Genomic DNA, 23,574 nt, shown 5'->3' with positions numbered 1-23,574 from the left:
TCCGTTGCGTGGCAAAGTAAAGGCATCGGCGGTCCGGCTTCAGGACGGAGCGTCTTTTGCGGTATAATGTTTGTCCTTGCGCTTCTCGCCAAACAGCTGACGCTGTTCCAGATGGGCGCGTTGCGCGTTGTAGAATGCCCTCAGAAACTCCAGCCTCTGGGCCGCGGGCACCTTGTTGGCATAGCCGATTTTTTGCCGAATCTTTTCAACCACAGCTTCAATGGTGGCGCCCTGCTTCAGGTCGCGCCCCCGTTCCGCACTCGCCTCTTGCGCGCGCAAGAGGGTTTCCAGGGTCTGCAGCTCAAAAGCGCCGTAGTGGTCAAGCTGGTGAGCCAGAAACACAAACCCCTCTTTGCGGCTGGTGCGGGGAGCGGGATTTCCGGCTAGATCCTGCAGCAAAACTGGCACCGGCTGATGGATGACATGGGTGCCTGCCATCAGGTCGCCCAGCCGTTGCCGGTACCGGTTGCAAAGCGGCACCATCAGCCCTGCGGCGATCCAGCCAAGAGCCAGCCCCGAGGCCAGCGGAGTTGCCGCATCAAGCGTCAGCAGCAAGGTTGCAGGCAGAAAAATTTCGGCTTCCTTCATCAGGTTGCGCAGCACCAGCGCATGGGTGCTGAGCGATTTACCGTCGTGCGAAATGACTTTGATTTTCATCAGCCGCTTGCCAACGGTCTGGCCATTCCAGGCAAGCTCGGCCAAGACGTAATAAGGCACCCGGATGATGAAGAACATCAGGCTCCCGATGGCCATAAGCGTTTCCGGGGCGCTGAAGCCCAGGGATGCAACAAGGATCAACAGGCAAACTGCAGCAACCAGGGTAAGGATGACATCCGTGATCTGCGCGGCCAGCCGCACTCCCAGCCCGGCCACTTCCAGCTTGAGGGGCACGCCCTCGGGCGGCACCAGCTCTCCTGCCGGGGGGGTGGCTCTGCTGTTCTTCCGCCACCGCAACTTCATGGGCGCGTCCTTCCGCCCAGGGTAAACCAAGCAAGCCAGCACAGGCCTATCCCCCAACCAAGCGCATAGCGTGCGACCATGTCTTGGACGAGCTGTCTGCCGACCCCCTCCAGAAGAGCGGCGGCGACCAGCATGACCGCGGCCACCAGCGCCAGTTTGGCGGCATCCCGCCCGGCGTGGTACAGAGCCCGTCTACGGGTTCGGTCACCGGGAAACAAAACCGCCGCACCCAATTGCAGCCCGCCGCCGCATGCAATGCAAATCGCGGAAATTTCGGTGACACCGTGGATGGACAGCCAGCCGCCTAGGTCAGCGCCCAGTCCGCGCTCTGCATGCAGGGCATAGAAAGCGCCCAACACCAGGCCGTTGTAGAACGTCAGAAGGATTGCCGGGGCGCAAAGGAACACCCCCAGCCCGAAGACAAAAATGGCAATGCGGGTGTTGTGCGAGAACAGGGTTGTTGCAAAGGCACCCAGGCCGGAGGCCGACGGGTCCTCGTCATAAATCACCCGGCGCAGCTCCTCAGTGGTCGAGGACGGGCCGCGGCCGTCGGCAAGCTCCGGCGGCAAGAAAACATGGTACCAGGAGGGGTTCTCCAGATACAGCTGATAGCCGGCCAGCACCCCCATCCCCATACACAGAAAGCCGATGGCAATGAACAGCCACGACCTGCGCATCGCTTGTGGTGCGCCTTGGGTAAAGAACTTGCGGAACAGCCCGCCCAGCCGTTCCTGCGGCGCGTAGACCGACAGGTAGGCCCGGGCGGTCAGCGCCTCCAAGTAATTCAGCAGCCCCTTGTCCAGCGAGATTTCCCGGGCAATCGCCAGCGAAGTCGAGGCCTGCCGGTAGAGCGCAGCAAGATCGCGCGCTTCGGCAAATTCCATCCGCTGCAGGCCGTCGCGCTCAGCCCGGGCGACCAGCGCTTCGAGCCGCTGCCAACCGGCTTCGCGTTCTTTCCGGAACCGGGCTGAACGGATGAGATCGGCTTCGGACATCAGATCATCTCCCGTGCCTTGATTTCCAGATATGTAGAGATCAGCCTGCCTGTGACGGTTTCTGGCGTGGCATCCAGCACCGTGATGCCCAACCGGGCCAGCCGTTCAAGCACCAGTCGGCGTTCGCTGATCGCCTGGTTCGCTGCCACCAGGAGGGCAACGCCATCTAGATCCTCGGGCGGGGTCTCCACCAGGGTACCGGCTGCCGGGTCGCGGATGGCGACAAAGATCAGCAGATGCCGCTTGGACAGAATGGCCAGGTTTTCCACCAGCAGCTCAGCGGAGGTCGTGTCGATGAAGTCAGTGAAAACGATGATCAGGCTGCGTTTTGGGGTGCGCGCATTCAGTTCGGTCAGTGCAAGGGTATGATTGGTCTCTTGCCCGGAATAGGTCAGTCCGGCGCTCCAGCTGCGCAGCCGTGCAAAGCCCTGACGCCCCTGCGTCGGCGCCACAAAGGAACGCGGCCGGACGTCATAGGCATAATAACCTACCTGGTCGCCGCCGATGGCCGCCGCCCAGGCCACTGCAAGCGCCGAGGTCACCGCGTGGTCAATTTTGGGAAGGTCGGCGATCTCCTCGCGCATCAGGTAGCCGTTGTCGAGTGCCACGATCACGTGGTGGTTGCGCTCAGCGCGCAGTTCCCGGGCAACCAGTGACCGGCGTTTGGCCGACCGTTTCCAGTCGATGGATTTGACGTCCATGCCCTGAACGAAATCGCGAAGCTGGTGAAACTCCGAGCCCTCGCCGATCGCCCGGTTTTCCTTGACCCCGTAGAGGGCTGATTGCACCGTTGTGGCGATCTCCCCCGACTGCACCAACCTGATGTTGGGGACCACCCGCACCTCAAGGTCGAATTCTAGCCGCGGCACAAACTCAAACAGTTTCAGCCGCGACATCCAGCGCAGCCAGATGTACTCAAAGGCCCAGACCCCGCGCTGCACGCCGCGGCAGGCGGTTTCAGCGATGCCGGTGCCGTCTGCTTGCGGCACAAAGGTGATTTCGGCGGCGCCGCTCAAGCCCTCGGGCCAAGCCAGTTGCGCCCGCAGGCCGGCAGGCATCCGGGGGATTTTCAGCTTTAGCGTCTTGCTCTCACCGATGAAAATCTCCGTTGCCATGCCGTAGCTGAGCTGTTTCCTGCGCGAGAAGGACAGCAGCAAATCAGCCGCAGCAAGAATTGCAAGCAGCCCCCAGGGTGCTAGCGCGATCTCGCGCTGACCATTGGCAAAGACGATACTCAGCATCGACACCAGCAGTGCAATGCAGGAGGCAATCAGAAGTCGGGGCGAAGGGCGGATCAGCGGGGGGCCTCGATCTGGTTGAGGATGTTTTCAAGCACCATAGCGGAACTGCGGCCTTCGATCTCGGCCGACGGCCCCAGAACAACGCGGTGGCGCAGCGCCGGGACAAACAGCCGCTTGACGTCGTCGGGGATGGCAAAATCGCGCCCGCTCAGTCCCGCCAGCGACCGGGTCGCCGCCGCCAGTGCATCGGCGGCCCGGGTCGATGCGCCAAAGGCAATCTCGGAGCTTTCCCGCGTGGCACGGACCAAGCGCAGGATATAGGCTAGGATATCGTCGTCCAGAATGATCCCGTCAATCAACGCCCGGCTGTCGGCCAGGGCCTGAGCATCGAGGGTTTTTGCCAGGCCGCTGGTCTCCATCCCGGATTCCATTGGCGCCCCGGCGTGCTGGCGTAGAATGGCCATTTCGACGCTCTCCGGCGGGAAATCGATCTCTAGCTTGAACAGGAAGCGGTCCAACTGCGCTTCGGGCAGAGGATAGGTCCCTTGCTGCTCGATCGGGTTCTGGGTTGCGACAACGATGAATTCGCGGCCCAGCGAATGGTCGGTGCCATCAATGCTGACGGTGCGTTCGTTCATCGCCTGCAGCAGGGCCGCTTGGGTCTTGGGAGGAGCCCGGTTTATTTCATCCGCCAGCAGAACCTGAGTAAAGACCGGCCCCTGGGTTAGTACAAACTCATTGGTCTGGAAGTTGAAGATTGAGGTGCCCAGGACGTCGCCTGGCATCAGGTCGGGCGTGAACTGGATGCGCCCGAACTCCAGGTCCATAGCGGCTGCAAAACTGCGGGCGAGCAAGGTCTTGGCGGTGCCCGGCGGGCCTTCCAGTAGCACGTGGCCGCGCGCAAACAGCGCGATCAGGAGCATGTCCACCGCCTCTTTCTGTCCGAGAACGGTTTTCCCGATCTCGGACCTCAGAGCATCGGACCGGCTTTGCAGAGTTTCAAGTGTCATGGATTATCTGCTCCAATAGCGCTTCAAGTTCATCAACATGTTGGATTGCCTCCGCCGGCGAGATCCGCGGTTGGAGGCTTTGAATTGCTGTCAGGACGCTCTCCAGAGCGGCCGCGCGCCCGGGATGGCGGCGCGCGACATATCCCAAAAACGCCTTAGGCTCGGCGTAGTGCCGGGAATGCGCAGGGCCAAACAGCGCCGCTGCCGTAGCCGCCAGCCTGGCATGTGCATAATCGCTGACCAAGGCTCCGTCCTGGTTGCAAAGCCGCATCAGCCGGGCCCGTGCCTGAAGCGCCAGCGCCTTGCCGCTGCTGGCGGCTGCGGACTCGTGGCGCACCGGGCCATAGCGCAGCCAGGAACGCCAGACGAAAAGACCCAGTGTCAGTGACCCGCCCAGCCAAAGGATGTTAAACGGCGGCTCAAAAAAGCGTTTGAGATCGGCCCAGCTGCGTTCGCGGCGCACGCCGCGGTCCGGATCGGTCAGCCACATTCCGCGGCTGTAGTCTATCATTACATTGCGCCCGCCGGCGCGCGCTGCCAGCAAATCCCGTGCAATTGCGGCGTTGTCAGCCATGCGAAGCCCGTGATTGTTCAATAGATCGGGATCGGACAGCAACAGAAGCCGCATGCCCTTTGTCTTGCTGAGCGCTTTGCCCTTGGACACGGAACAGTCCGCCAGCAGCATTGCGTCCTGCGTACCGATCAACGGCGTGCAGCCAGGGCTCGTGAACATCTGCGCCGCATAAACCCGGGCAAACATCGCTTGGCCGCTTTCCGCTGTATAGCTGAAGTCGCTGAAGGGCACGCCTGCATCCACTATCTTTGCGCCGGTTTGCCCGGTCATGGCCTGCAGCAGCTTTTCCGCCGCAGAGCGGTCGTTCAGCAGGACAGGATGGGCAACGCCTGCCAGACGCATGCCGCTGCGCCATTTCGGTAGCACCGCAAGCGTTTGCACCCGGCGGGTCTTTTCCAGAACTGCCTCCATTTCCAGATCGTATTCGTCCTGCTGAAACAGCAGCTCGGTCTTGGTCGCAGGATGGCTGCGGGGGCTGTCCGGTACAGTGTCGTAAAGCGGCAGCAGCAGCAGCCCAACCGAGTTCTGGTCAACCTGCCAGCCGCCAAGAAAACTCTGCGCGCTTACGCCTTCGGATGCGAGCCAGGTCTGCAACCCATCGAACCCGGAGGGAGACGCCCTCAGTACCTGCTGGCGCTGCGAGAGGGCGTAGAACACCACAAAGAGGAGCAGCGCTCCAAAAGCAGCAATCGCCAGTGTTTCAAGCCGCAGCCTGTTCTGGGGTGTGCCAGGTTCGCGCAGGCTCATGCACGGACCTTAGACTGCAGCAACAGCCGGATGTCTGCGACATGCGACTGGAATTCCTCTTCGCTCACGTCCCTGCCGCCGAAATGCACCCGTTCGCTGGCGTGAACAAGGCTGTGCAGCGCGCTCATGTAACTTTGCTCCGCCGGCAGGTGCCGCAAGGCTTCGCGCGCCGTCCAGCTGCGCTGCAGCAGCACACCATTTGCTGAAACCGCTGACGCCAGTGCTGACTGGGCCAGCTGAACCAGGGCCTCCCGCCGGTCTTGAAGACTCAGAATGCTGGCCAGGTTGCTTGGCGCTGCCGCGGCCAAAGTTCCACTGCCGCGTGCTATCCCGCCGCGTTCCCGCGCAATGTTCCCCGCATCCCGGCCCAGCGAGACTGAGATGCTTCCGCCGAAACGGGTAAAGACATAGGCAATTGCCAGCAGCACCGCGGCAGAAATCACAAAGGCCGCAATGTCTATGCTGCCCAGTGACCATTCGGTTTTCCGGTCAGGCTGCTCAGCCGGCGCCTTTGGTTCCTGCCCGGTCTCCATCGGAGGCGGCGGGTTGGAAGGGTCGAAATATGCGACATCCGCATCTATGCCGCGGAACCTGATTGCCTGCAGATACGCCCTCCCGCTCTCCCCAATCTCCGGCGGCGTCTCGGAAAACTGCTGCGCAGAACTCCAATGAGGCATTGCGAAAAAGCTGGCAAAGAAGAGCAGTCTAATAATAGAAATCATGTGAATGTGGATAGATGAACCGTTTTACGCGATCAATCGATACATGTATTCAGATCGCAGTGTACAGCATTTGATGACAGACCGCCGGCAGGCGGTCGGCCGACGTTAAGACAAACCGCCGCGACCGTTACTTTTGCTCCAACCGGGCATTCGCCAGGTTAGCACGAGCGCCGGTTTGCGACACCGACCGAACAGGAGCCATCCACCCCATCCCGTCAGTGAGAGTTCCTGGTCTCAGAAATGCTGAGAGCTGCCGGAATGTCCGCATTTCCTCCTACCGGATACAGTAGAAATTCGGCAGCGCAGCGGATTGGCGCACTGCGTGCGTGCGCAGCAAATTTTCAGCACTTCCGGTGTGGGCTCGTTCCGGTCATCCGTCGCGCCAGGCGTGAATGACGGCAGGCATGCACCGAAGCTGATTGCCGACATTCAGGCGGTTCTCACATTGGCGATTGTTCCGCGCCGCAGCTTGGCAAAGTGAAGCCAAACCGTCGGGCTCGGATAAGCGGGCCGCATGGTGTTTGGATCTCAGTCCAACAGCAGGCCGAGGCCGTTGCCGTTGCGTATCGCAGCAACCTTGGCCCGGCCCAGCCGCTTGGTTAGCACCCGCAAAGGGTAACCCAGGAACTTGCAGGAACAGATACGGGCGCCGCTCTCTCGGTCGTTCAGAACCAGCCGACCTAAGTAGAAGCCCAAGTCGAACCCTTTGCCCGCAAGCCGGCGGCGCAGGCCAGCCCAACTGGTGGATTGCCGAAATACCGGTTCCAGAACCATGCGCAGTAAAACCCCGGTTTCACAATCGAGACGATTGCTGTCTTCCGGTCCGCGCCACCGGGTCTGCAATGGACCGGTTTCCGTGATTAGATCGGGTTGATACATCATTCTTCGATCCTCCGATGCCGCACGCGGCGTCTCCTGATGCGAAAGTGGCAAAGCGTGGCCTGGGTACCCATATCCCGGCGTTGCAATGCGTGAACAAGTCTTGCCGCGGAGCCGTGAAACGCGCGTGGTTACGGCAAACGTCGTGCAATCACGGTTCCAGATTGAAGAAAACTCGGTGAGACAGATTTCGGAGAATCTTAACCGTCAGATTCGGATTGGTTTTTTTAGAGAAAAAATTTCCAACTACGCGGGCGCGTAGCAGAACTTCAGGGCCAAGCTGCCGCTGATCTGTTGCGATACGTTCCGGGAGTTACAGTCTGACGTGCCGGAGTTGATACACTGGTCAGCCCCGGATCAATTCAAGCCCCCGCAGCAAAGGCGCTGGCCAGGCCATCCATGACCTGCACACGATAACGGATATCCTCTGCCTCCGACAGAAAGCACAGGTGCGGGCCTGTTATGGTGAGAAGAACCATCCCGACACTGCGGCGATTGTCGTCGGAAATCACGAACAGGCCCTGGCCAGGGCCGCGGTAGCGATGCTCTTCGATGAAGCCGGGGAGGGCTTCGCTCTCAGGCCAGTGGGCGGACTTGGTCGTCGGCAGCATGCGCGCCAGCGTCGGAGCGTCCTGTTGCCGGGCCGGGCGGAGCGACAGGTTGCCTGCCAATAATATCGGGGGATGCAGCAGGTGCCATTGTTCGGGCGCCATGACGTAGTCAAGGCAAGGCTCGGAGGTTTGCGTGCCGTGAAAGAACATGCGCCGTGCGGCGGGGCAAAGTGAAAATCCAAGTCCGGTCAGAAGTGCGCGCGACGCGGTATTATCTGCATGACACGTGGCGATCAGGGGCGGACCAGCGTTGGCAAAGCGGGCCGTAATTGCCAGTTTCAGCGCCCGCCGCATCAGACCCTGGCGCCAAAATTCCGGTGCCAGCCAGTACCACAGTGATGCACCGATGCAGAGCCCGCCCGCCACCCTGTCCTGGTATTCGATGATCCGCAGGTTCTCGCCGGGATGCGCGCCATGGGCCAGAAGCTGGCGCGCTGCCTCGGGCCCGAAAGGCTGGGCGACCGCGGCCAGCCAGCGGGCGACGCGGATATCGTTGAAATGCCGGCTGACAACGGTCTGGTCCGCCGCGATCAACGGGCGCAGGCGCAGGTCGCCCTTGGTCAGAATGTCAGGAAGACTATCCATCATCCCGTGTTGTCCGGCTGCGGTTCCCTGCCAGATGAGCGCAGAACAGGCACCCAAATCAAGCCAGTGATTCGGATGCTTATCATGTTCGGAAAAATTTTCTGCGGCGCGGCGAAATAGGCTTCGAAACAGGCTGTTACACAGAGGCGCGCAAAACGTAACGCAATTTTACACATTTTCGGAACGGCCCGCGGAAACAGCAGAAAAACGCGGCTTCCGGCCCTTTCTGATTGCGTCAACGTGCCGCTCGGATACCCTGTGTGCCACCCGGAAAAACGGGGCCCGTGGGAGGGTGGCCAATGCAGAAAATCTCAAGCAGGCAGCGCAACAGATCACTGGGGGCTTTAGTTCGGCCGGCCGGAGTCCGGCGCCCCGGGCAGGAAGTCCCAGATCGCGGAAAGATCGCTGACCATGCGCAGATGAACCTGCCGGAGAAGGTCGCTCTTGAGAGGATCGTTCAGGTTTTCAACGGCCTTGCGCGCCGCCTGCATGTCCAGAGGATCGCCAGTTTCCAGCGCGCGGTCGATGGCGTCGCGGCAGCTCCGGCCGACACCTTCGGCGGCGCTGCAAACATCCTTCAGCGCCCGGAAAAAGCGGAGATCGGCGGGATCTGTCATCGGATTTGCCTTTCGCTGCGAAAACCGGCGCCGGTTTACAGGGGGCGCCCATGACAGGTCAATCACGCAAAACCGGCGATATCCTTATGGACCGGGTAAAGACCATCCAGGCGATCGCCCAGGCCAATACCGAACAGCTGCGGCTGAACCAGAAGGCCAGCGGCCTGATGGTACTCGACATGAAGGACGTGCGGGACGGGGTCGAAGACCACGCCCACGAGGAAGCGCAGGCGCAGAACGACGCGGCGCTCAAGGAAAACACTGAAACGATCAACCGGCTAGAAGCCATGCTTTCCGCCCTGGACGAGGAGTTGGGAGCAGCGATGAAGGAGCAAAGCTGAATGACACAGCACAAGCCGCCGCAAGCAATGACGCTTTTCGACTTGATCGCCCGAACATGGGACGTGAAGACCGAGGTGCGCGCGCTTCAGTTCAATGCAAAGGGGACGTCCCTGGCCGCGCAACTGGCCGATGGTCAAATTGCCTTTGTCTCGGTCCAGGACGCCGAGAGCCCGGACAGCCGGGTGCGGGTTGAGGCCGATACCGGGCGGTCGAGCATCCGACCCCGGTCCAAGCCGCTGCCGCCGCCGGTGTTCAGCGAGGCGCCCGTGGCGCGCGCTGATGTGCAAATGTGCCGACTTGGTGATCAGGGCTTTGCCTTTCCCCATGCCGAAACGGGTGTCCTGTGGCGCGCAACCGCGCGAGGTCAGACCCTGGCGATGAATGCGGCGCGCCAGGACGCGGTCACTGCGTTGGCAGCCCTTTCCCGCTCTGGCCAGGTGGCCGTAGCGCATGGGACACGCCTGGCCCTGGTGGCCGAAACCGGCGGGGCTGAGGTGGCGGGTATCAAGCTGGATCACGGCGCTACCCGGATTGCAGTTTCTGGCGATGAATCCCTGTTGGCCTGCTGGGGTGCGGGTCAGGTGAGCATCGTCCGTACCGAAGACATGACTTGCCAGGCGCAGATCATCTGCGACGGCAAGGTGCTGTGCCTCGAATGGTCGCCCTGCCAGCGCTGGCTGGTGGCGGGCTGCGAAGACAAGGCAGTGCTACTGGTCGATGTGACCTTGGGCGCATCGGACCGGATCGTCGATTTCCCGGCACCGGTTTTGTCTGCGCAGTTTAGCGGCAAGGCCAAGGCGGTCATCGCCTCGGGCGCGTTTCGGGTTGTGGGGTGGTCCTTGCCGGACCTGCCGTTCGGAGACTACGCCGGTGCGCCGATCGAGACCGGAAAGCCGGGGCTGACGATTGTCGACTGGGTGGCGGTGCATCCCAAGCGGGATCTCTGTGCGGTTAGCTACGGCTCTGGCCTCGTCATGCTGTGCCGCATCGGACACCCGGATGAAATGCTGGTGCGCGAAGGCACAGGAGCGGCGGTTTCTGCGCTGGCCTGGTCCGACGACGGCGCGCATCTGGCTATCGGCGGGGAGGACGGCAGCCTGTCGATCGCCACCTTCCCCAAGAACATGTTCAAATAAATGCCCAGGGAGGGAGATCAATGACACAAGCGCTATCCGCCGAAGAACAAAGCAAGGACCGTTTTTTTCAGCAACTCGCCAAGGTGGCGGAGGAGATGGTTGAGGAACACGGCAAGGATTTTGCCGCTGGCGCGCTGGTTCTGGCCGCGCGCTGGGTGGCGGAAAACCGGCTCGGCAAACCCGAAGACTTGCAACACTAGTGGTGTTTGGCTGTCTTCGGTGTGTTCGCGGGCGGCGCCGATAGGCTCTGAATCTGATTGATGATGATTTTGCTCATCGGAGCGGCCAGCGCGGCAAGCGGGTTGGCCGAGGGAGTGGAATTTGCCGCCTTAGCGAGTGCGCCGGTCAAGTCGGGTTCAAGCAATTGCGAAAAGGCACAAAGCTCATGAATGCGAAAGGTTGCAAAATGCAGGCTGTCCCCATTCACCAGCACTGCGCCCTGTTGACGCCGCGGCGCTTCGGTTTTGAGCGCGTTGCTGTGGACCGCCGCACCCAGCGTGGTCAGTACCGATTTTCGCCACTTGGCGTAATCGGTGTCGTCGGAATAGTCGATGCCCACTTCATAGAGCTTTTCGGAAATCGCGCGGAAGGCACGGCCCCCGGCAATGTGGCGGCGCCAGAAATCGCTGGCCTCCTCTGCGCTGCGGCAGGCGGCGAAACGCTCCGCCAGTTTGCGGCGGATCAGGATCACCAGTGCCATGTCCACGTCTTCCGACAGCGACCGGGCGATTTGCATCGCGGGCATCGGCAGGTCAGTCAGCGCCAGAAGGCGCAAGGCTGCAAGCTGTTCGGTCAACCGGGCAGAGAGCGCCGCCAGCCCGTGCCATTGCGCCGCGTTCAGCCCGTCGGTCTGGTGCTGACGTCCGATAGCCGCGGCCTCATGCAGCGCCCGGGCCCAGAGCACCGCCTGATCGTAGAGAAACACCAGGTCGACATCGGTGCTGGCGGGCGCCGCCTCGACCCGAGGCAGAGCGCGAAACCCCGGCAGGCTGCGCAGGCCCACGCGCCAGCCATGGTCGAAATCCAGACCGGCGGCGGACCAGAGTTGCCGCACCCGTGCCAGGAGCTGGGGCGAAACGCCCGGATAGGACAGTTCCGGCGCGGCACCGTCGAGCGGGATAATGCCACCGTTGGGGGAATGCGGGCTCATCTTGCTGCTTTTCAATGGTTTCTTTTTCTCAGGATAGCGCGGCGCCTGGCCTCGGGGCCAGCGTTTTGTCGGCTGTCCGGGCAGGAGGCGGTGCCATGCCTTTGAAGACTCAGTTGCGAGTGAAACACAGCCAAGTGTTCCGGCTGGGTCAGGTCGTGACCCTTTTGCAGATGTCTGCGGCCGAACTCGATGAGCATCTGGCCGCAGAGGCGCAGGCGAACCCGATGCTGGTTTTGCGCCAGCGCCGGGCCGCCGGGATGAGCGCCACGGATGTGCTGGAAATGACCGCGGTGGAACAGGCAAACAGCCTTTATGATCATGTGTTCCGCGAATTGGCCGGCCTGATCGGTCAGGGCGGGTTGATGGAAAAACTCATCACCGCGCTCATTGCGGAACTTGAGCCGTCGGGCTGGTTGGCGCGCGCACCGGCGGAGATTGCCGAAAGCTTGGAGTTGAGTGGGGAGTTGGTGGAAACCGCGTTGCGAGTAGTCCAGAAACGCGTCGACCCGGCGGGGCTGTTCGCGCGCGATCTCATAGACTGCCTGCGGTTGCAGCTGGAAGACCAGGACGTGATGACCGAGGACATGGAGATGGTGCTGGATCATCTTCCTGCGCTGGAAAGCGGCGGCCCGGCGGCACTGGTCCGGGCGACCGAACTGTCGCGGGATAGGGTGCAGGATTGCCTCGCGCTGCTCCGTCGGCTCGACCCGAAACCGGGCAGCGCCTTTGTCTCGGATCCGACGCTTACACGTGAACCCGATGTCCGGATCACGCCGTCAGGCGAGGGCTGGGAGATCGAATTTCTGTCGTCCTGGCAGGGGGATATCGAAATCGCCAAGCTTCCGCGGGGTGGTCGCGCAAGCGAGGCTAGTGAAGCGCTGGCCAAGGCGCGGGCGCTGAAACATGCGCTCGATATGCGGGTGTCGGCGCTGAAAGAGGTGGTGGGCGAAATCGTGGAGCGCCAGGGCACCTATTTCCGCTTTGGCGATCGCGCGCTGGCACCGATGACGCTGTCCGAGATTGCGCGGGAAACCGGATTTCACCTCAGCACCGTCAGCCGAGTGCTGAACGGTTTGCTGATCGAAGGTCCGAACGGCATTGTTCTCGCGCGCAACCTGTTCACCGGCACGGCGTCGGCCCAGGCTACCCAGTCCAAGCCGCAAGTCCAGGCGCGCATTCGGGCGCTGCTGGCCGGCGAAGACCCGAAGAAGCCGCTGTCCGACCGGCGGCTGACGGCCATTCTGCAGTCCGAAGGGATCGCGGTGTCGCGCCGTGTCGTGTCCAAGTACCGGCAGGACATCGGCATCCACGCCGCCGCGAAGCGTCGGCTGCGGGCCTGACACAGCAACCCCTCGGCGCTGTACTGCTCCACAGAAGCAGGCATCCGCGTGCGGTCGCAGACCCGCAGGTTTCCGGCATGCTGCAATGCAGAAGATCCAAAATATTTCAGAGGTTTGCCCTGACAGGTGCGGTGCTTTCTGGGCGCTCGGTCCGGGGGGTATAACGCAGGTGTTTCAGCAGATGTAACGAAGCGTAAAATTCCTGAAACGGCGATTGTAACGTTTTGCGACAATCTGTCCAAAGGCCTCCACCGGCGTCGGCCTCAAGCAAATTGTCCCGCGAAGAACTTATCGAAAAATAATATTCAAAATCAGTCGGGTAGTGAATTTTTCTGCGCAACTTCGGGCGTCTGCCGAATTCTGGAACCGGCCTTGCCTGAAGAGAACCACAAGACGCCAGCGCCCGGACAGGACGCTCAAAGAACGAAGGACAGGGAGAGAGACCAGCCGCCGCCGCGATGCAGCGGGCGTGTCAAACTTCTCAACCTTTGCCGAGAACCGGTGCCTCAAGGGGCGCCAAACCGAAACGGCAAAAGCCGCCAACCGGGCGCCGGGCGACTGGCGCCAGAGCTTTAAGGAGGCTCATGGCATGACTTTGACGCTCAACAAGATCACGTCCCAACGTGGTATCTCGGTAGGGGAGGCCACCAAGAAGATCTCCGATCTCGGATGGAATCCGTCCTACGTCCAGGAAGCCGCCACCTTCCCGACTGACTACAAGATCACCAAGGCCCCGCGCGACCCGATGAAACAGGTCCTGCGCTCCTACTTCCCGATGGAAGAGGAAAAGGACAACCGTGTTTACGGCGCGCTCGACGCGGCGCTGCGCGGCGACATGTTCCGCAATGTAGAGCCGCGCTGGATCGAGTGGATGAAGCTGTTCCTGGCAATCATTCCCTTTCCCGAAATCTCGGCCGCCCGCGCGATGGCAATGGTCGCACGGATCTCTCCCGGCGAGGATCTGCGCACCGGCTTCACCATGCAGATGGTCGATGAATTCCGCCACTCCACGATCCAGATGAACCTGAAAAAGTGGTACATGGAGAACTACATTGACCCGGCGGGCTTCGATATTACCGAGGAAGCCTTCGGCAAGTGCTATGCCACTACCATCGGCCGCCAGTTCGGCGAAGGGTTCATCACCGGCGACACCATGACTGCCGCCTGTATGTACCTGACCGTGGTCGCGGAAACCGCTTTCACCAACACGCTCTTCGTGGCTATGCCGTCCGAGGCAGCGCGGAATGGTGACTATGCGCTGCCCACCGTGTTCCTGTCGGTGCAGTCGGATGAAAGCCGTCACATCGGCAACGGCCACTCGCTTTTGATGGCCGCGCTGAAGGAGCCGGAGAACCATCTTCTGCTGGAACGCGACCTGCGCTACGCCTTCTGGCAGAACCACGCCATCGTTGACGCCGCCATCGGCACGTTCATCGAATACGGCACAACCAACCGCGACAAGGAAAAGGAATCCTATGCGGAGATGTGGCACCGGTGGATCTTCGAAGACTACTACCGGACCTACATGCTGCCGCTCGAAAAATATGGCGTGAAGGTTCACCACGACGACGTCCAGGAAGCCTGGAAGAGGATCACCGAAAAGAACTACGTCCATAAGGTCGCCCAGTTCTTTGCCGTCGGCTGGCCCGTCAACTTCTGGCGCATCGAAGCCCAGACCGAGAAGGACTTCGAGTGGTTCGAGCACAAGTACCCGGGCTGGTACGCCGAGTTCGGCGAGTTCTGGAAGTGGTACGCAAAACTGTCAAAGCCGGGCGAGAAGGTCGTCACCTTCAATGAGGAAACCGGCTACGTCTATCCGCATCGCTGCTGGTCCTGCCTCGTGCCCTGCCTGATCCGCGAAGACATGGTGGTCGATGAGATCGACGGGCAGCTGCACACCTTCGCCCACGAGCTGGATCGCTGGACCGCGGTCGAGGCCTTCTCGGACGAATACCAGGGCCGGCCGACCCCGGCGATGGGCAAGTTCTCGGGCAAGCGTGAATGGGAAACCGTCTATGACGGCTGGGACCTGGCTGATGCCATCAAGGATCTCAATTTTGTCCGCGAAGACGGTGAAACCCTGGTGCCACAGCCGCACCTGCGGTTCGACAACAAGGACATGTGGAAGCTGGAGCATGTCCGCGGCCACACCCTGGCTTCGCCGCTGAAAGCGCTGCGCGCCATGTCGCCCAGCGATCGCGAAGCGCACATCGCCGAGTATCGTGCAGGCTTCACTATCAATCCCTGCAACTGATCACGACCATTGCCTGGGCCGCGAGAGCGGCCCCGGCACCCCCCGCTAGCACGGGAGAGGGAGGAGACAACAATGACGGACATCTACAACGTGCGCCTTGAGCCGGTCGGCGTGGAGTTCGAGGTTGAGGACGGTGAATACATCCTCGACGCCGCCTTTCGCCAGGGCATCGCGCTGCCGCATGGATGCAAAGAGGGCCAATGCTCGGCTTGCAAGTGCGTCCAGCTCGACGGCGAGACCGAGATGGAGAATTATTCGACCTTCGCGCTCAACGACATGGAAAAGGACGGCGGTCATATTCTGATGTGCCGCTCTCTGGCGCTCAGCGATCTCGAGATTGAACTGCTGAATTACGACGAAGAGGTTCTGTCCAAGAGCATCCCGGTCAAGCAGTACACCGGCCGGATCACCGATTTCCAGAAGCTCACCCATGATATTCGCGGAGTCCAGATCGAACTGGATGCGCCTTTGAAATTCTGGGCGGGTCAATATGTCGACATCACGGTCAAAACCGAAGAAGGGGAGGAGATTACACGCTCGTTCTCCATGGCAAATCCGCCGAGCGAAACCGAAAAACTCGGCTTCATCATCAAGAAATACCCCGACGGACGGTTCAGCAACGAACTCGACGACGGCGGCATCAAGGCCGGAGCAAAAGTCAGCATCGAAGGCCCCTACGGCATGTGCTTCCGGCGCGAAGAGCGGCAAGGACCCGTGATTCTCGTCGGTGCCGGCTCGGGCATGTCGCCGGTCTGGTCAATCCTGAATGACCAGGTGGCCAGTGGCGAAGATCGTCCGATCTACTTCTACTATGGTGCTCGCACGCAGGACGACCTGTTCAAGCTCGACGAGATAAGCGCCATCACCGATGCCCATCCCAATGTCGAATTCATCCCCGTCCTCAGCCATGAGGAGGAGGGCAACGGATGGGCCGGTGCGCGCGGCTTCGTGCATGAATACGTGGATACGCACCTGCGCGAGCTGGGGATCGACGGCGAGGGTGATGTCTATGCCTGCGGCCCGCCGCCGATGATCGACGCTCTGACGCCGGTGCTCTTCATGCACGACTTCGATACCGACCGCATCTTCTACGACAAGTTCACGCCCACGTCCGGTTCTTCGGGCCACTGACGGCCCGAACGCTCGTGACGTGAACGAAACCTAAGGGAGGCAATCATGCCAGCAACATCAAGCTCAGTCGGATCCGGTGCCGCCGGTGCCGCGGAATTCGTCGGTTCCAAGAGCCGCAAGTACAATTACTTCGAACCGCGCGGTAAGCGGGCGACCCACTACGAGGATGTCACCGTCGACGTCCAGCCCGACCCCGAACGCTACCTGATCCAGAACTGGATCATCGAGTTCGAGGGGGGCAAGGGCGGCGGTGCCTACCGGAAGGACAACACAGCGGCGCTGTCGTCGAACTGGCACGCTTTCCGTGCGCCTGACCAGGAATGGGAGCGGACCCACTACCAGCGCCAGTCGAAGATCGAGACCATGGTGCAGAACGTGATCTCGAACGCCCGGAAGGCCGGCGCGCACAAGGTATTCGACAAGAACTGGCAGACCATCCTTCAAAAACACCTGGGCGCGTGGAAACACGCCGAATTCGGCCTCGGCACCTCGCTCATGCAGGCGCAGCGCTACGGCTATACCCAGATGATCAACAACGCCACGCTGACCAATTCCTCCTACAAGATGCGCCTGACCCAGGACATCACGCTCTACCTGGCCGAGATCGGCATGGACATCGAAGGCTGGGATGACACCCTGGGCAAGAAGGTGTGGCTGGAAGATCCCATCTGGCAGCCCTGCCGCGAGGCGATCGAAACGATTATGGGTTCGGAAGACTACCTCGAGCAGTATTTCGCTATCAACATCATCTTTGAGCCGATGGTGGGCGAGCTGATCCGCTCGGGCTTCTTCATGCAGGCGGCCGCGGCCAACAACGACTTTATCACCCCGCCGGTGATTTCCGCCGCCGAAGCTGACTATGAGCGCAACCTCGCCAACACCGTCGATCTGATCTACCTGCTGGCGCACGACGAAGAGCATGGTGAACACAACCGCGCGCTCTTCAAGGCCTGGCTCGCCAAGCACGGCGGCCTGGCTGAAAAGGCCGCTGCCGCACTTCAGCCGATCTGGTCACAGCCGCATTCCAAGCCGATCTCTTTCGAGGACGTCAAAGCCGTCTCGCAAGAGCGCCTTGGCAGAATCATCGCCGAGCTGGGCCTGTCGTAACTCTCTGAAAAGGAAACGGAATAATGTCTAGCACAGCGCGCAATGCATCCAACCAGAACATCTTCAAATCGATGAAGGACATCGACCTGAGCACACGTGAGGTCTCGCACCAATGCGGCGTCACCATGAACGACAGCGTCGAGGCCCGCGCCATCGCCGAGTTCATGGAGGAAAACGACCCCAAGGTCACGATCACCTACAACCCAGCGACCATCCGGATCGATGGCGAGGGCAAGCTGATCTTCAGGATGAGCGAGATCACCGAGTACCTGGGCCGCGAGATGACCGCCGAGACCTTCGAAGTCAACACCTCGACCCACTACGGGCGGATGGTCCGGGTCGACGACGATACCGTGATCCTGTTCGGCGACATGAACGAGGTCATGGAATACATCTGATCGGCCTCTGAAGGCTCCGGTGCCGCTGCACCCGCAAGGCCCTGGAGCCCCCAACATCTCAGCCAACGCAAGGGAGGACACCATGTTCAAAACACCGGACGGAAAAGAGATCTTCGTGATCGACGGGCATACCCATTTCTGGGACGGCAGCCCCGAGAACCAGGCGAATATCCACGGCAAGCAGTTCATCGACTGCTTCTATGCCTATCACACCAACCTGAGCCCCGAGGACCAGCTCTGGGAGAAGGCCAGGTTCGAGAAGTATTCCGAGGACGACGTATATCGCGACCTGTTCATCGACGGACCCGACGACATGGCAATCATCCAGTCGACCTATCTGAACGACTTCTACAAGAACGGGTTTTCTTCGATCGAACGCTCGTCGTCGATGGCCAAACGCCACCCGGAGCGCTTCATCGTTAACGGCAGCTTCGATCCCCGCGATGGCGAAAAGGCGCTGGAATACATCCACTACATGAAGGAAAACTTCGATATCAAAGGCGTGAAGATGTACACGGCTGAGTGGAACGGTAACAGCAAGGGCTGGGCGCTGGACGATCCGGCAGCCTATAAGTGCTTCGAGTTGTGCGAGAAGCTGGGTATCAAGAACATCCACGTCCACAAGGGGCCGACGATTATCCCTCTGTCGAAGGATGCTTTCGACGTTCATGACGTCGACCACGCCGCCACCGATTTCCAGGGCCTCAACTGGATCATTGAACATTGCGGCCTGCCGCGGCTCGACGATTTCTGCTGGATTGCGACCCAGGAAACCAACGTCTATGGCGGCCTGGCGGTGGCAATGCCCTTCATCCATTCGCGCCCGCGCTACTTCGGTGAGGTGATTGCGGAACTGCTGTGGTGGATCGGCGAAGACAAACTTTTGTTTGGCTCGGATTACGCGATCTGGACGCCGCAGTGGCTGGTCGAAAAGTTCTGGAATTATCAGATCCCCGAGGATATTTCGGCCGAACGCGGCGGCGTGCAGCTGACCGACGACGTGAAAGAGAAGATTCTCGGGCTGAACGCGGCCAAGCTCTACAACATCGACGTGGACGCCAAGAAGGCCGAACTGGCCGGTTCCCCTGTCCAGATCGCGGCGGAGTAGGGCGATGCTGGTGGCCAATCTCAAAGCAGAGCTGGAAACCGAAGTTTGGGAATGTCTCGACGCAGTGACAGACCCGGAGCTTGATGAGCCCATCACCGACATGGGCTTCGTCGAGCGGATCGAGGTCACGGACGCGAGGAAGGTGCGGGTAGAGTTTCGGCTCCCTACCTATTGGTGCTCGCCAAACTTCGCCTTCCTTATGGCCTTCGGTATCCGGAAGGAGGTGACGTCGATCCCTTGGGTTGTCGAGGCCGAGGTGCAGCTGAACGATCATTGCTTCGGTGAAAAGGTCAACGAAGGCGTCAATAGTGGCCGTGCATACCACCATATCTTCGCCAAGTACTGCGACGGTGCGCGACTCGACGAGGTGGTCGATACCTTCCTCGCCAAGGCCTTCGACCGGCGTCAGGAAACCGTGCTGCTTGGATTGCAGGCGCTGGGGCATGACGCAGAAGATATCGTCTCAATGTCCCTTGGCCAGCTTCGGTGTGTGGTTTTCAGCGGCGAAGAGGAGCTGCGGCAATTGCCGCGTTACCTGGATCTGCTGGTGGCTCAGGGTCTGGCGTCCGAGCCGCATGACCTCGCCTTTCCCTCATGGGACGGAGACGAGATCGCTCCGCATGAGCTCAGGGCACATCTCGCCAAGCTGCGCGGCACGCGGATCAATATGGAGTTCAACGGGGCGCTGTGCCGGGGGCTCGCCAGGACGCGCTACAAGGAGGTCGAAATCGGGCCCGATGGTCCGACGCTGATCGACTTCATCGAAGGCCGCGTGCCGTCTCGGGAAGAACTCGCCGCGCGAGGATAACTCGCCGAAAAATCAAATGAAATTAGGAAGTCGCCCAGGTTTTGCCTGGGCCGATGGAGGAAGATATGGCTAAACTCTTGGTACACGGCAAGACCGCCCGCAATTGTCTCGCCCGCGGAGTAGCGCGGCTTGCGGCAGCGGTAGAACCGACGCTCGGGCCCAAGGGGCTGAATGCAATGGTGGACCGACCGGTGGGCACCCCGCTGGTGACCCGCGACGGGGTCAGCATTGCCTCGGAGATCGAACTCAACGACCGGTTCGAAAACATGGGCGCCCAGGTGGTGCGCGAGGTTTCGATGCAAACCAATGACGTGGCGGGCGACGGCACCACAACCGCCATTGTGCTGGCCAACGCACTGATCCAGCGGGGTGTGGATCTGACCGATAATGGTGTCAAGCCGGTGGATCTTTGCAAGGGGATCGATCTGGCGGTAGCGCGGGTGGTCGACGCCATTGATGCCTCCTCTCTCGATTGCGACGACCACCCGGAGTACCTTAAGGCGGTGGCGCGCGTGTCGTCGACTGATCCCAAGCTGGGCGAGCTGGTGGCCGAAGCATATCGCCGGGTAGGACGCGATGGCGTCATCTCGGCCGATTTCGGTGTCACCATTGAAACCACGATGGACGTGGTCGAAGGCATGTCTTTTGAGCGTGGCTACATCTCGCACCACATGGTTACCGATCGCGAGCACATGGAAGCGGTGCTGCGCAATCCTCTGATCCTGCTGACTGACCAGAAGATCCTGAAGCCCGAGATGCTGGACACCGCCATCTCGATTGCTGATGCCGAGAACCGCCCGCTTCTGATCGTCGCGGAAGAGATCGCGCCAGAGGTGGTGGTCAAGCTGCTGGAGAACGGCGGCGCGGGGAAATACCTGATCGTGCATCCGCCTGAGTACGGCCATTGGCGCAGTGCCATGATGGACGACCTTGCGATCCTGACAGGCGGCGAGGTTCTGGCCCGCGATCTGGGCAAGAAGATCGAGAACGTCACGCTGGCCCAGCTGGGCGGCGCGGAAATGGTCCGGTCACACGCTTCGGGCACCTCGGTCCTGCGCGGCGAGGGCGATCCTGAGGCGATAACCGCCCGCCGCAACCAGGTCCAGCGCCAGCATGACGTGGCCCCGCCGAACATCGAGAAGGACAAGCTGCGCGAGCGGCTCTCGAAGCTGACCGGTGGCAGCGCGATCATCTATGCCGGCGGCTTCACCCCGGTTGAGCAGAAGCGCACGATCCAGCTGATTGAGGATGCGCTCTGTGCGGTCCAGGCGGCAGCCGAAGATGGCGTGGTCGCAGGCGGCGGTACGGCGCTGGCGCAGATCTCCGACTGCCTCGACACGCTCGACGCGCTCGGCGACGTGGCCAAGGGCATCCAGCTGGTGCGTTCGATCCTGACCGAACCGGTCCGCCGCATTGCCCGCAATGCCGGGGCCGACGTGGCCGCCGTGGCGCAGGCCGTGTCCGAGGGGTCGTCGGGCCACGGCTACAACGCCGCCACCGGCACCTACGGCAACATGTTCGAGGCCGGCATTGTCGATCCCGCCCGTGTGCCCGCCAGCGCGCTCGTCAACGCGGCCTCGGTCGCGACGCTGATCCTGACCACGGAAACCCTGGTTGGCGATCTCGATGAAGGCGAGGCTGACCCAACCGAAGGCCCCACCCGCGGTGGCGGTGCCGAGCTTCTGGGCCGCGCCTGAGCGCGGTTTTACACCCGAGGGGCCGGACTTTCCGGCCTCTCCAGAGCAAAGGATATAGACCATGAAAGCAGCGAGACTCTACGAATACGACCCCGACATGAACGTCGAGTTGAAGATCGAGGACGTCGCCGCGCCCACGATCACAGCCCCGGACGAGGTGATCGTCAAGGTCGGCGCCGCGGGCCTCTGCCGCACCGATCTTCACATCATCGAAGGCGTCTGGAAGGACATCATGGACACCGAGGGCAACCTCCTGCCTTACGTGATGGGCCATGAAAACGCTGGTTGGGTCGAGGACGTGGGCAGCAATGTCACCTCGGTCAAACCGGGAGATGCAGTGATCTGCCACCCGTTCAATGCCTGCGGTATCTGTCTGGAATGCCGCTATGGCCATGACATGTACTGCGACCACGGCAAGTTCCCCGGTCTCGGACTGGATGGCGGCTTTGCTGAGTATTTCAAGACCAACGAACGCTCGGTCATCAAACTGAACACCGGCATCACGCCGCTGAGCGTCGCGCCGATGGCCGATGCCGGGATCACCGCCTACCGCGCCGCCAAGAAGGCCGCGAAACTGCTCAATCCCGGTGGTTACGTCCTGCTTCTGGGCATTGGCGGGCTGGGTCATATCGCGCTCCAGGTGCTCAAACACACCTGCGGCGCACGAGTCATCGCGGTGGACCGGGAACCGGCCGCGCAGGTGCTGGCCAAGGAGCTGGGGGCCGACATTGTGCTCGACGGCGGGCCGAACCTGATCGACGAGGTCAAGGACCTGACCGGCGGCGGGGTGCATGTGGCAATTGATTTTGTCGGTGAGCACGGCACCGAGAACATCTGCTGGAAGCTGCTGCGCCAGGGCGGTGAGCTGATCATGGTGGGCTATGGCGGCACGGTCGAAGTGCCGACGCTGGAGCTGGTTGCCAACGAGATCAAGATCGGTGGCAGCCTCGTGGGCGACTTCGTCGAATTGGTGGAGCTGATGGAGATGAACGCCGACGGCAAAGTCACGATGCACCAGACCGAATACAAACTGGCCAACATCAACCAGGCGATTTCTGACTTCAAGGATCGCAAGTTTACCGGACGCGGGGTGATCGTACCCTGATCCGCAGTCTGGCTCCCCGAGGTGCGCCGCCCGCGCGCTTCCCCTCGCGGGCCTGCGCCCTTCCCGTCTGCCCGCGGGGCCCCTTACCACCTGCAATGCCGAGGACATCATGGCCAAAGCCATCCATTCCATGATCCGCGTGCTGGACGAAAAGCGCTCGGTCGATTTTTACCGCAGGGCCTTTGGGCTGACCGTTGCGGAGCGTCTCGATTTCGAAAGCTTCACGCTGGTCTACCTGTCCAATGACGAGGCCGCCTTCGAGCTCGAACTGACGATTAACAAGGGCCAGACCGAGCCCTACGTCCTGGGCAACGGCTATGGCCACCTGGCGGTCTGCGTGCCCGATGTAGCGGCGGAACACACAAGGTTCGAAGTCGAGGGGCTGAAGCCCCGCAAGCTCGTCGATTTCAAACACGAGGGCGCTACGCTCGCCCATTTCTTCTTCGTTCAGGATCCCGATGGCTACGAGATCGAGGTCATGCAACGGGCCGGACGCTACCGGTAATCCAAATAAGACAGGGAGGACCCAATGTCACTTAGCAAGCAAGGCATGACCCGCCGTCAGTTGCTGTCGCAGAGCGCGCTCTGCGGTGCCGGCTTCGTTATCGGCACCGGTTTCGTCGCAGGCAAGGCCAGCGCCTCCAATTGGGCGCTCGAGGTTGAACATCTCGAACCCGAAACTATGGCGACGCTTATTCAGATGGCGCGCGATATCTATCCGCACGACCAGGTTGGGGATCAGTTCTATGCAATCGCGGTTAAGGGCTATGACAACGCAGAGGCGGCCGAAGGAGTTGAGGCCGGTGTCGCAGCGCTAAATGATGCGGCCAAGGGCGTGGGCTATGCCCGTTACATCGACATCGGCTGGGAACGTGACCGCGCCGATCTGTTGCGCGGTTTTGAAAACACCGCCTTTTTCCAGCAGGTCCGAGGCGGTCTTGTGACTGGTCTCTATAACCAGAAAGCGGTTTGGCCAATCTTCGGATACGAGGGCGAGAGCTTCTCTGAAGGTGGCTACATCGACCGCGGTTTCGACGACATCCACTGGCTTTGAGGG

At 61.2% G+C, this 23,574-nt stretch carries 24 protein-coding genes; 14 read left to right on the top strand and 10 right to left on the bottom strand.

Going from position 1 to position 23,574, the window contains the following annotated elements; translation table 11 throughout:
* Window positions 1-39: 39 nt before the first annotated feature.
* From KUW17_RS19745 to KUW17_RS19705, 9 genes are all read right to left on the bottom strand, one after another.
* A complete protein-coding gene (locus KUW17_RS19745) occupies window positions 40-960 on the bottom strand; it encodes an RDD family protein (protein WP_222482013.1) in 921 nt (306 codons plus the stop codon).
* Window positions 957-1,955, bottom strand: coding sequence for a stage II sporulation protein M (locus KUW17_RS19740; protein WP_222482012.1), 999 nt, complete (start codon window positions 1,953-1,955; stop codon window positions 957-959). Before KUW17_RS19740 ends, KUW17_RS19745 begins: the two co-directional genes overlap by 4 nt.
* On the bottom strand, window positions 1,955-3,196 hold the full coding sequence (locus KUW17_RS19735; RefSeq protein ID WP_222482039.1) for a DUF58 domain-containing protein: 1,242 nt from the start codon (window positions 3,194-3,196) through the stop codon (window positions 1,955-1,957). The genes KUW17_RS19740 and KUW17_RS19735 overlap by 1 nt, the downstream gene beginning before the upstream one ends.
* Window positions 3,197-3,249: 53 nt before the next feature.
* On the bottom strand, window positions 3,250-4,206 hold the full coding sequence (locus KUW17_RS19730; protein ID WP_222482011.1) for an AAA family ATPase: 957 nt from the start codon (window positions 4,204-4,206) through the stop codon (window positions 3,250-3,252).
* On the bottom strand, window positions 4,196-5,527 hold the full coding sequence (locus KUW17_RS19725) for a hypothetical protein (protein WP_222482010.1): 1,332 nt from the start codon (window positions 5,525-5,527) through the stop codon (window positions 4,196-4,198). The genes KUW17_RS19730 and KUW17_RS19725 overlap by 11 nt, the downstream gene beginning before the upstream one ends.
* Window positions 5,524-6,060: a DUF4129 domain-containing protein gene (locus KUW17_RS19720; RefSeq protein WP_261397295.1), complete on the bottom strand. Its 537-nt coding sequence runs from the start codon at window positions 6,058-6,060 to the stop codon at window positions 5,524-5,526. Before KUW17_RS19720 ends, KUW17_RS19725 begins: the two co-directional genes overlap by 4 nt.
* A gap of 717 nt (window positions 6,061-6,777) precedes the next feature.
* Window positions 6,778-7,131, bottom strand: coding sequence for a hypothetical protein (locus tag KUW17_RS19715; protein WP_222482008.1), 354 nt, complete (start codon window positions 7,129-7,131; stop codon window positions 6,778-6,780).
* A 359-nt stretch (window positions 7,132-7,490) separates the two neighbouring features.
* Entirely contained in the window at window positions 7,491-8,327 is an 837-nt protein-coding gene (locus KUW17_RS19710; RefSeq protein ID WP_222482007.1) for a GNAT family N-acetyltransferase, read from the bottom strand.
* A gap of 341 nt (window positions 8,328-8,668) precedes the next feature.
* A complete protein-coding gene (locus KUW17_RS19705; protein ID WP_222482006.1) occupies window positions 8,669-8,941 on the bottom strand; it encodes a hypothetical protein in 273 nt (90 codons plus the stop codon).
* A 50-nt stretch (window positions 8,942-8,991) separates the two neighbouring features.
* On the opposite strand from KUW17_RS19705, the gene KUW17_RS19700 reads away from it, so the two are divergent.
* From KUW17_RS19700 to KUW17_RS19690, 3 genes are read left to right on the top strand one after another with little or no spacing between them, the layout of a single operon-like run.
* Window positions 8,992-9,282 (top strand): hypothetical protein, encoded by a 291-nt coding sequence (locus KUW17_RS19700; protein WP_222482005.1) that lies wholly within the window; start codon window positions 8,992-8,994, stop codon window positions 9,280-9,282.
* Window positions 9,283-10,419, top strand: a complete 1,137-nt coding sequence (locus tag KUW17_RS19695) for a WD40 repeat domain-containing protein (protein WP_222482004.1) — start codon at window positions 9,283-9,285, stop codon at window positions 10,417-10,419.
* Window positions 10,420-10,439: 20 nt separating this feature from the next.
* The gene (locus KUW17_RS19690; RefSeq protein ID WP_222482003.1) at window positions 10,440-10,619 is read left to right on the top strand and encodes a hypothetical protein; all 180 of its coding nucleotides are present in this window, start codon (window positions 10,440-10,442) and stop codon (window positions 10,617-10,619) included.
* Here KUW17_RS19690 and KUW17_RS19685 read toward each other — a convergent pair.
* Window positions 10,616-11,584: a hypothetical protein gene (locus tag KUW17_RS19685; protein ID WP_261397294.1), complete on the bottom strand. Its 969-nt coding sequence runs from the start codon at window positions 11,582-11,584 to the stop codon at window positions 10,616-10,618. The genes KUW17_RS19690 and KUW17_RS19685 overlap by 4 nt on opposite strands.
* An 80-nt stretch (window positions 11,585-11,664) precedes the next feature.
* Between KUW17_RS19685 and KUW17_RS19680 the strand changes: the two genes are divergently transcribed.
* From KUW17_RS19680 to KUW17_RS19630, 11 genes are all read left to right on the top strand, one after another.
* Complete coding sequence (locus KUW17_RS19680; RefSeq protein ID WP_222482002.1) at window positions 11,665-12,909, top strand: RNA polymerase sigma-54 factor; 1,245 nt, start codon at window positions 11,665-11,667, stop codon at window positions 12,907-12,909.
* A gap of 589 nt (window positions 12,910-13,498) precedes the next feature.
* Window positions 13,499-15,163 (top strand): methane monooxygenase, encoded by a 1,665-nt coding sequence (locus tag KUW17_RS19675; RefSeq protein ID WP_222482001.1) that lies wholly within the window; start codon window positions 13,499-13,501, stop codon window positions 15,161-15,163.
* A 72-nt stretch (window positions 15,164-15,235) separates the two neighbouring features.
* Window positions 15,236-16,294, top strand: a complete 1,059-nt coding sequence (locus KUW17_RS19670) for an NADH:ubiquinone reductase (Na(+)-transporting) subunit F (RefSeq protein ID WP_222482000.1) — start codon at window positions 15,236-15,238, stop codon at window positions 16,292-16,294.
* A 45-nt stretch (window positions 16,295-16,339) separates the two neighbouring features.
* Window positions 16,340-17,401, top strand: a complete 1,062-nt coding sequence (locus tag KUW17_RS19665; protein WP_222481999.1) for an aromatic/alkene monooxygenase hydroxylase subunit beta — start codon at window positions 16,340-16,342, stop codon at window positions 17,399-17,401.
* A gap of 23 nt (window positions 17,402-17,424) precedes the next feature.
* Window positions 17,425-17,799: an MmoB/DmpM family protein gene (locus KUW17_RS19660; RefSeq protein ID WP_222481998.1), complete on the top strand. Its 375-nt coding sequence runs from the start codon at window positions 17,425-17,427 to the stop codon at window positions 17,797-17,799.
* 82 nt (window positions 17,800-17,881) lie between these two features.
* Window positions 17,882-18,907 (top strand): amidohydrolase family protein, encoded by a 1,026-nt coding sequence (locus KUW17_RS19655; RefSeq protein WP_222481997.1) that lies wholly within the window; start codon window positions 17,882-17,884, stop codon window positions 18,905-18,907.
* A 4-nt stretch (window positions 18,908-18,911) separates the two neighbouring features.
* Window positions 18,912-19,715, top strand: coding sequence for a metal-sulfur cluster assembly factor (locus KUW17_RS19650; RefSeq protein WP_222481996.1), 804 nt, complete (start codon window positions 18,912-18,914; stop codon window positions 19,713-19,715).
* Window positions 19,716-19,780: 65 nt separating this feature from the next.
* Window positions 19,781-21,412, top strand: coding sequence for a chaperonin GroEL (gene groEL, locus KUW17_RS19645; protein WP_222481995.1), 1,632 nt, complete (start codon window positions 19,781-19,783; stop codon window positions 21,410-21,412).
* A 61-nt stretch (window positions 21,413-21,473) separates the two neighbouring features.
* Window positions 21,474-22,517, top strand: coding sequence for an NAD(P)-dependent alcohol dehydrogenase (locus tag KUW17_RS19640; RefSeq protein ID WP_222481994.1), 1,044 nt, complete (start codon window positions 21,474-21,476; stop codon window positions 22,515-22,517).
* Window positions 22,518-22,626: 109 nt separating this feature from the next.
* Window positions 22,627-23,022 (top strand): VOC family protein, encoded by a 396-nt coding sequence (locus KUW17_RS19635; RefSeq protein ID WP_222481993.1) that lies wholly within the window; start codon window positions 22,627-22,629, stop codon window positions 23,020-23,022.
* A gap of 24 nt (window positions 23,023-23,046) precedes the next feature.
* Window positions 23,047-23,571, top strand: a complete 525-nt coding sequence (locus tag KUW17_RS19630) for a Twin-arginine translocation pathway signal (protein WP_222481992.1) — start codon at window positions 23,047-23,049, stop codon at window positions 23,569-23,571.
* Window positions 23,572-23,574: the final 3 nt, after the last annotated feature.

The organism is Leisingera aquaemixtae, from assembly GCF_019801145.1.
Classification (GTDB): Bacteria; Pseudomonadota; Alphaproteobacteria; order Rhodobacterales; family Rhodobacteraceae; genus Leisingera; species Leisingera aquaemixtae_A.
The sequence above is the reverse complement of the archived record's forward strand: the minus strand, read 5'-3'. Positions and strand labels throughout refer to the sequence as shown.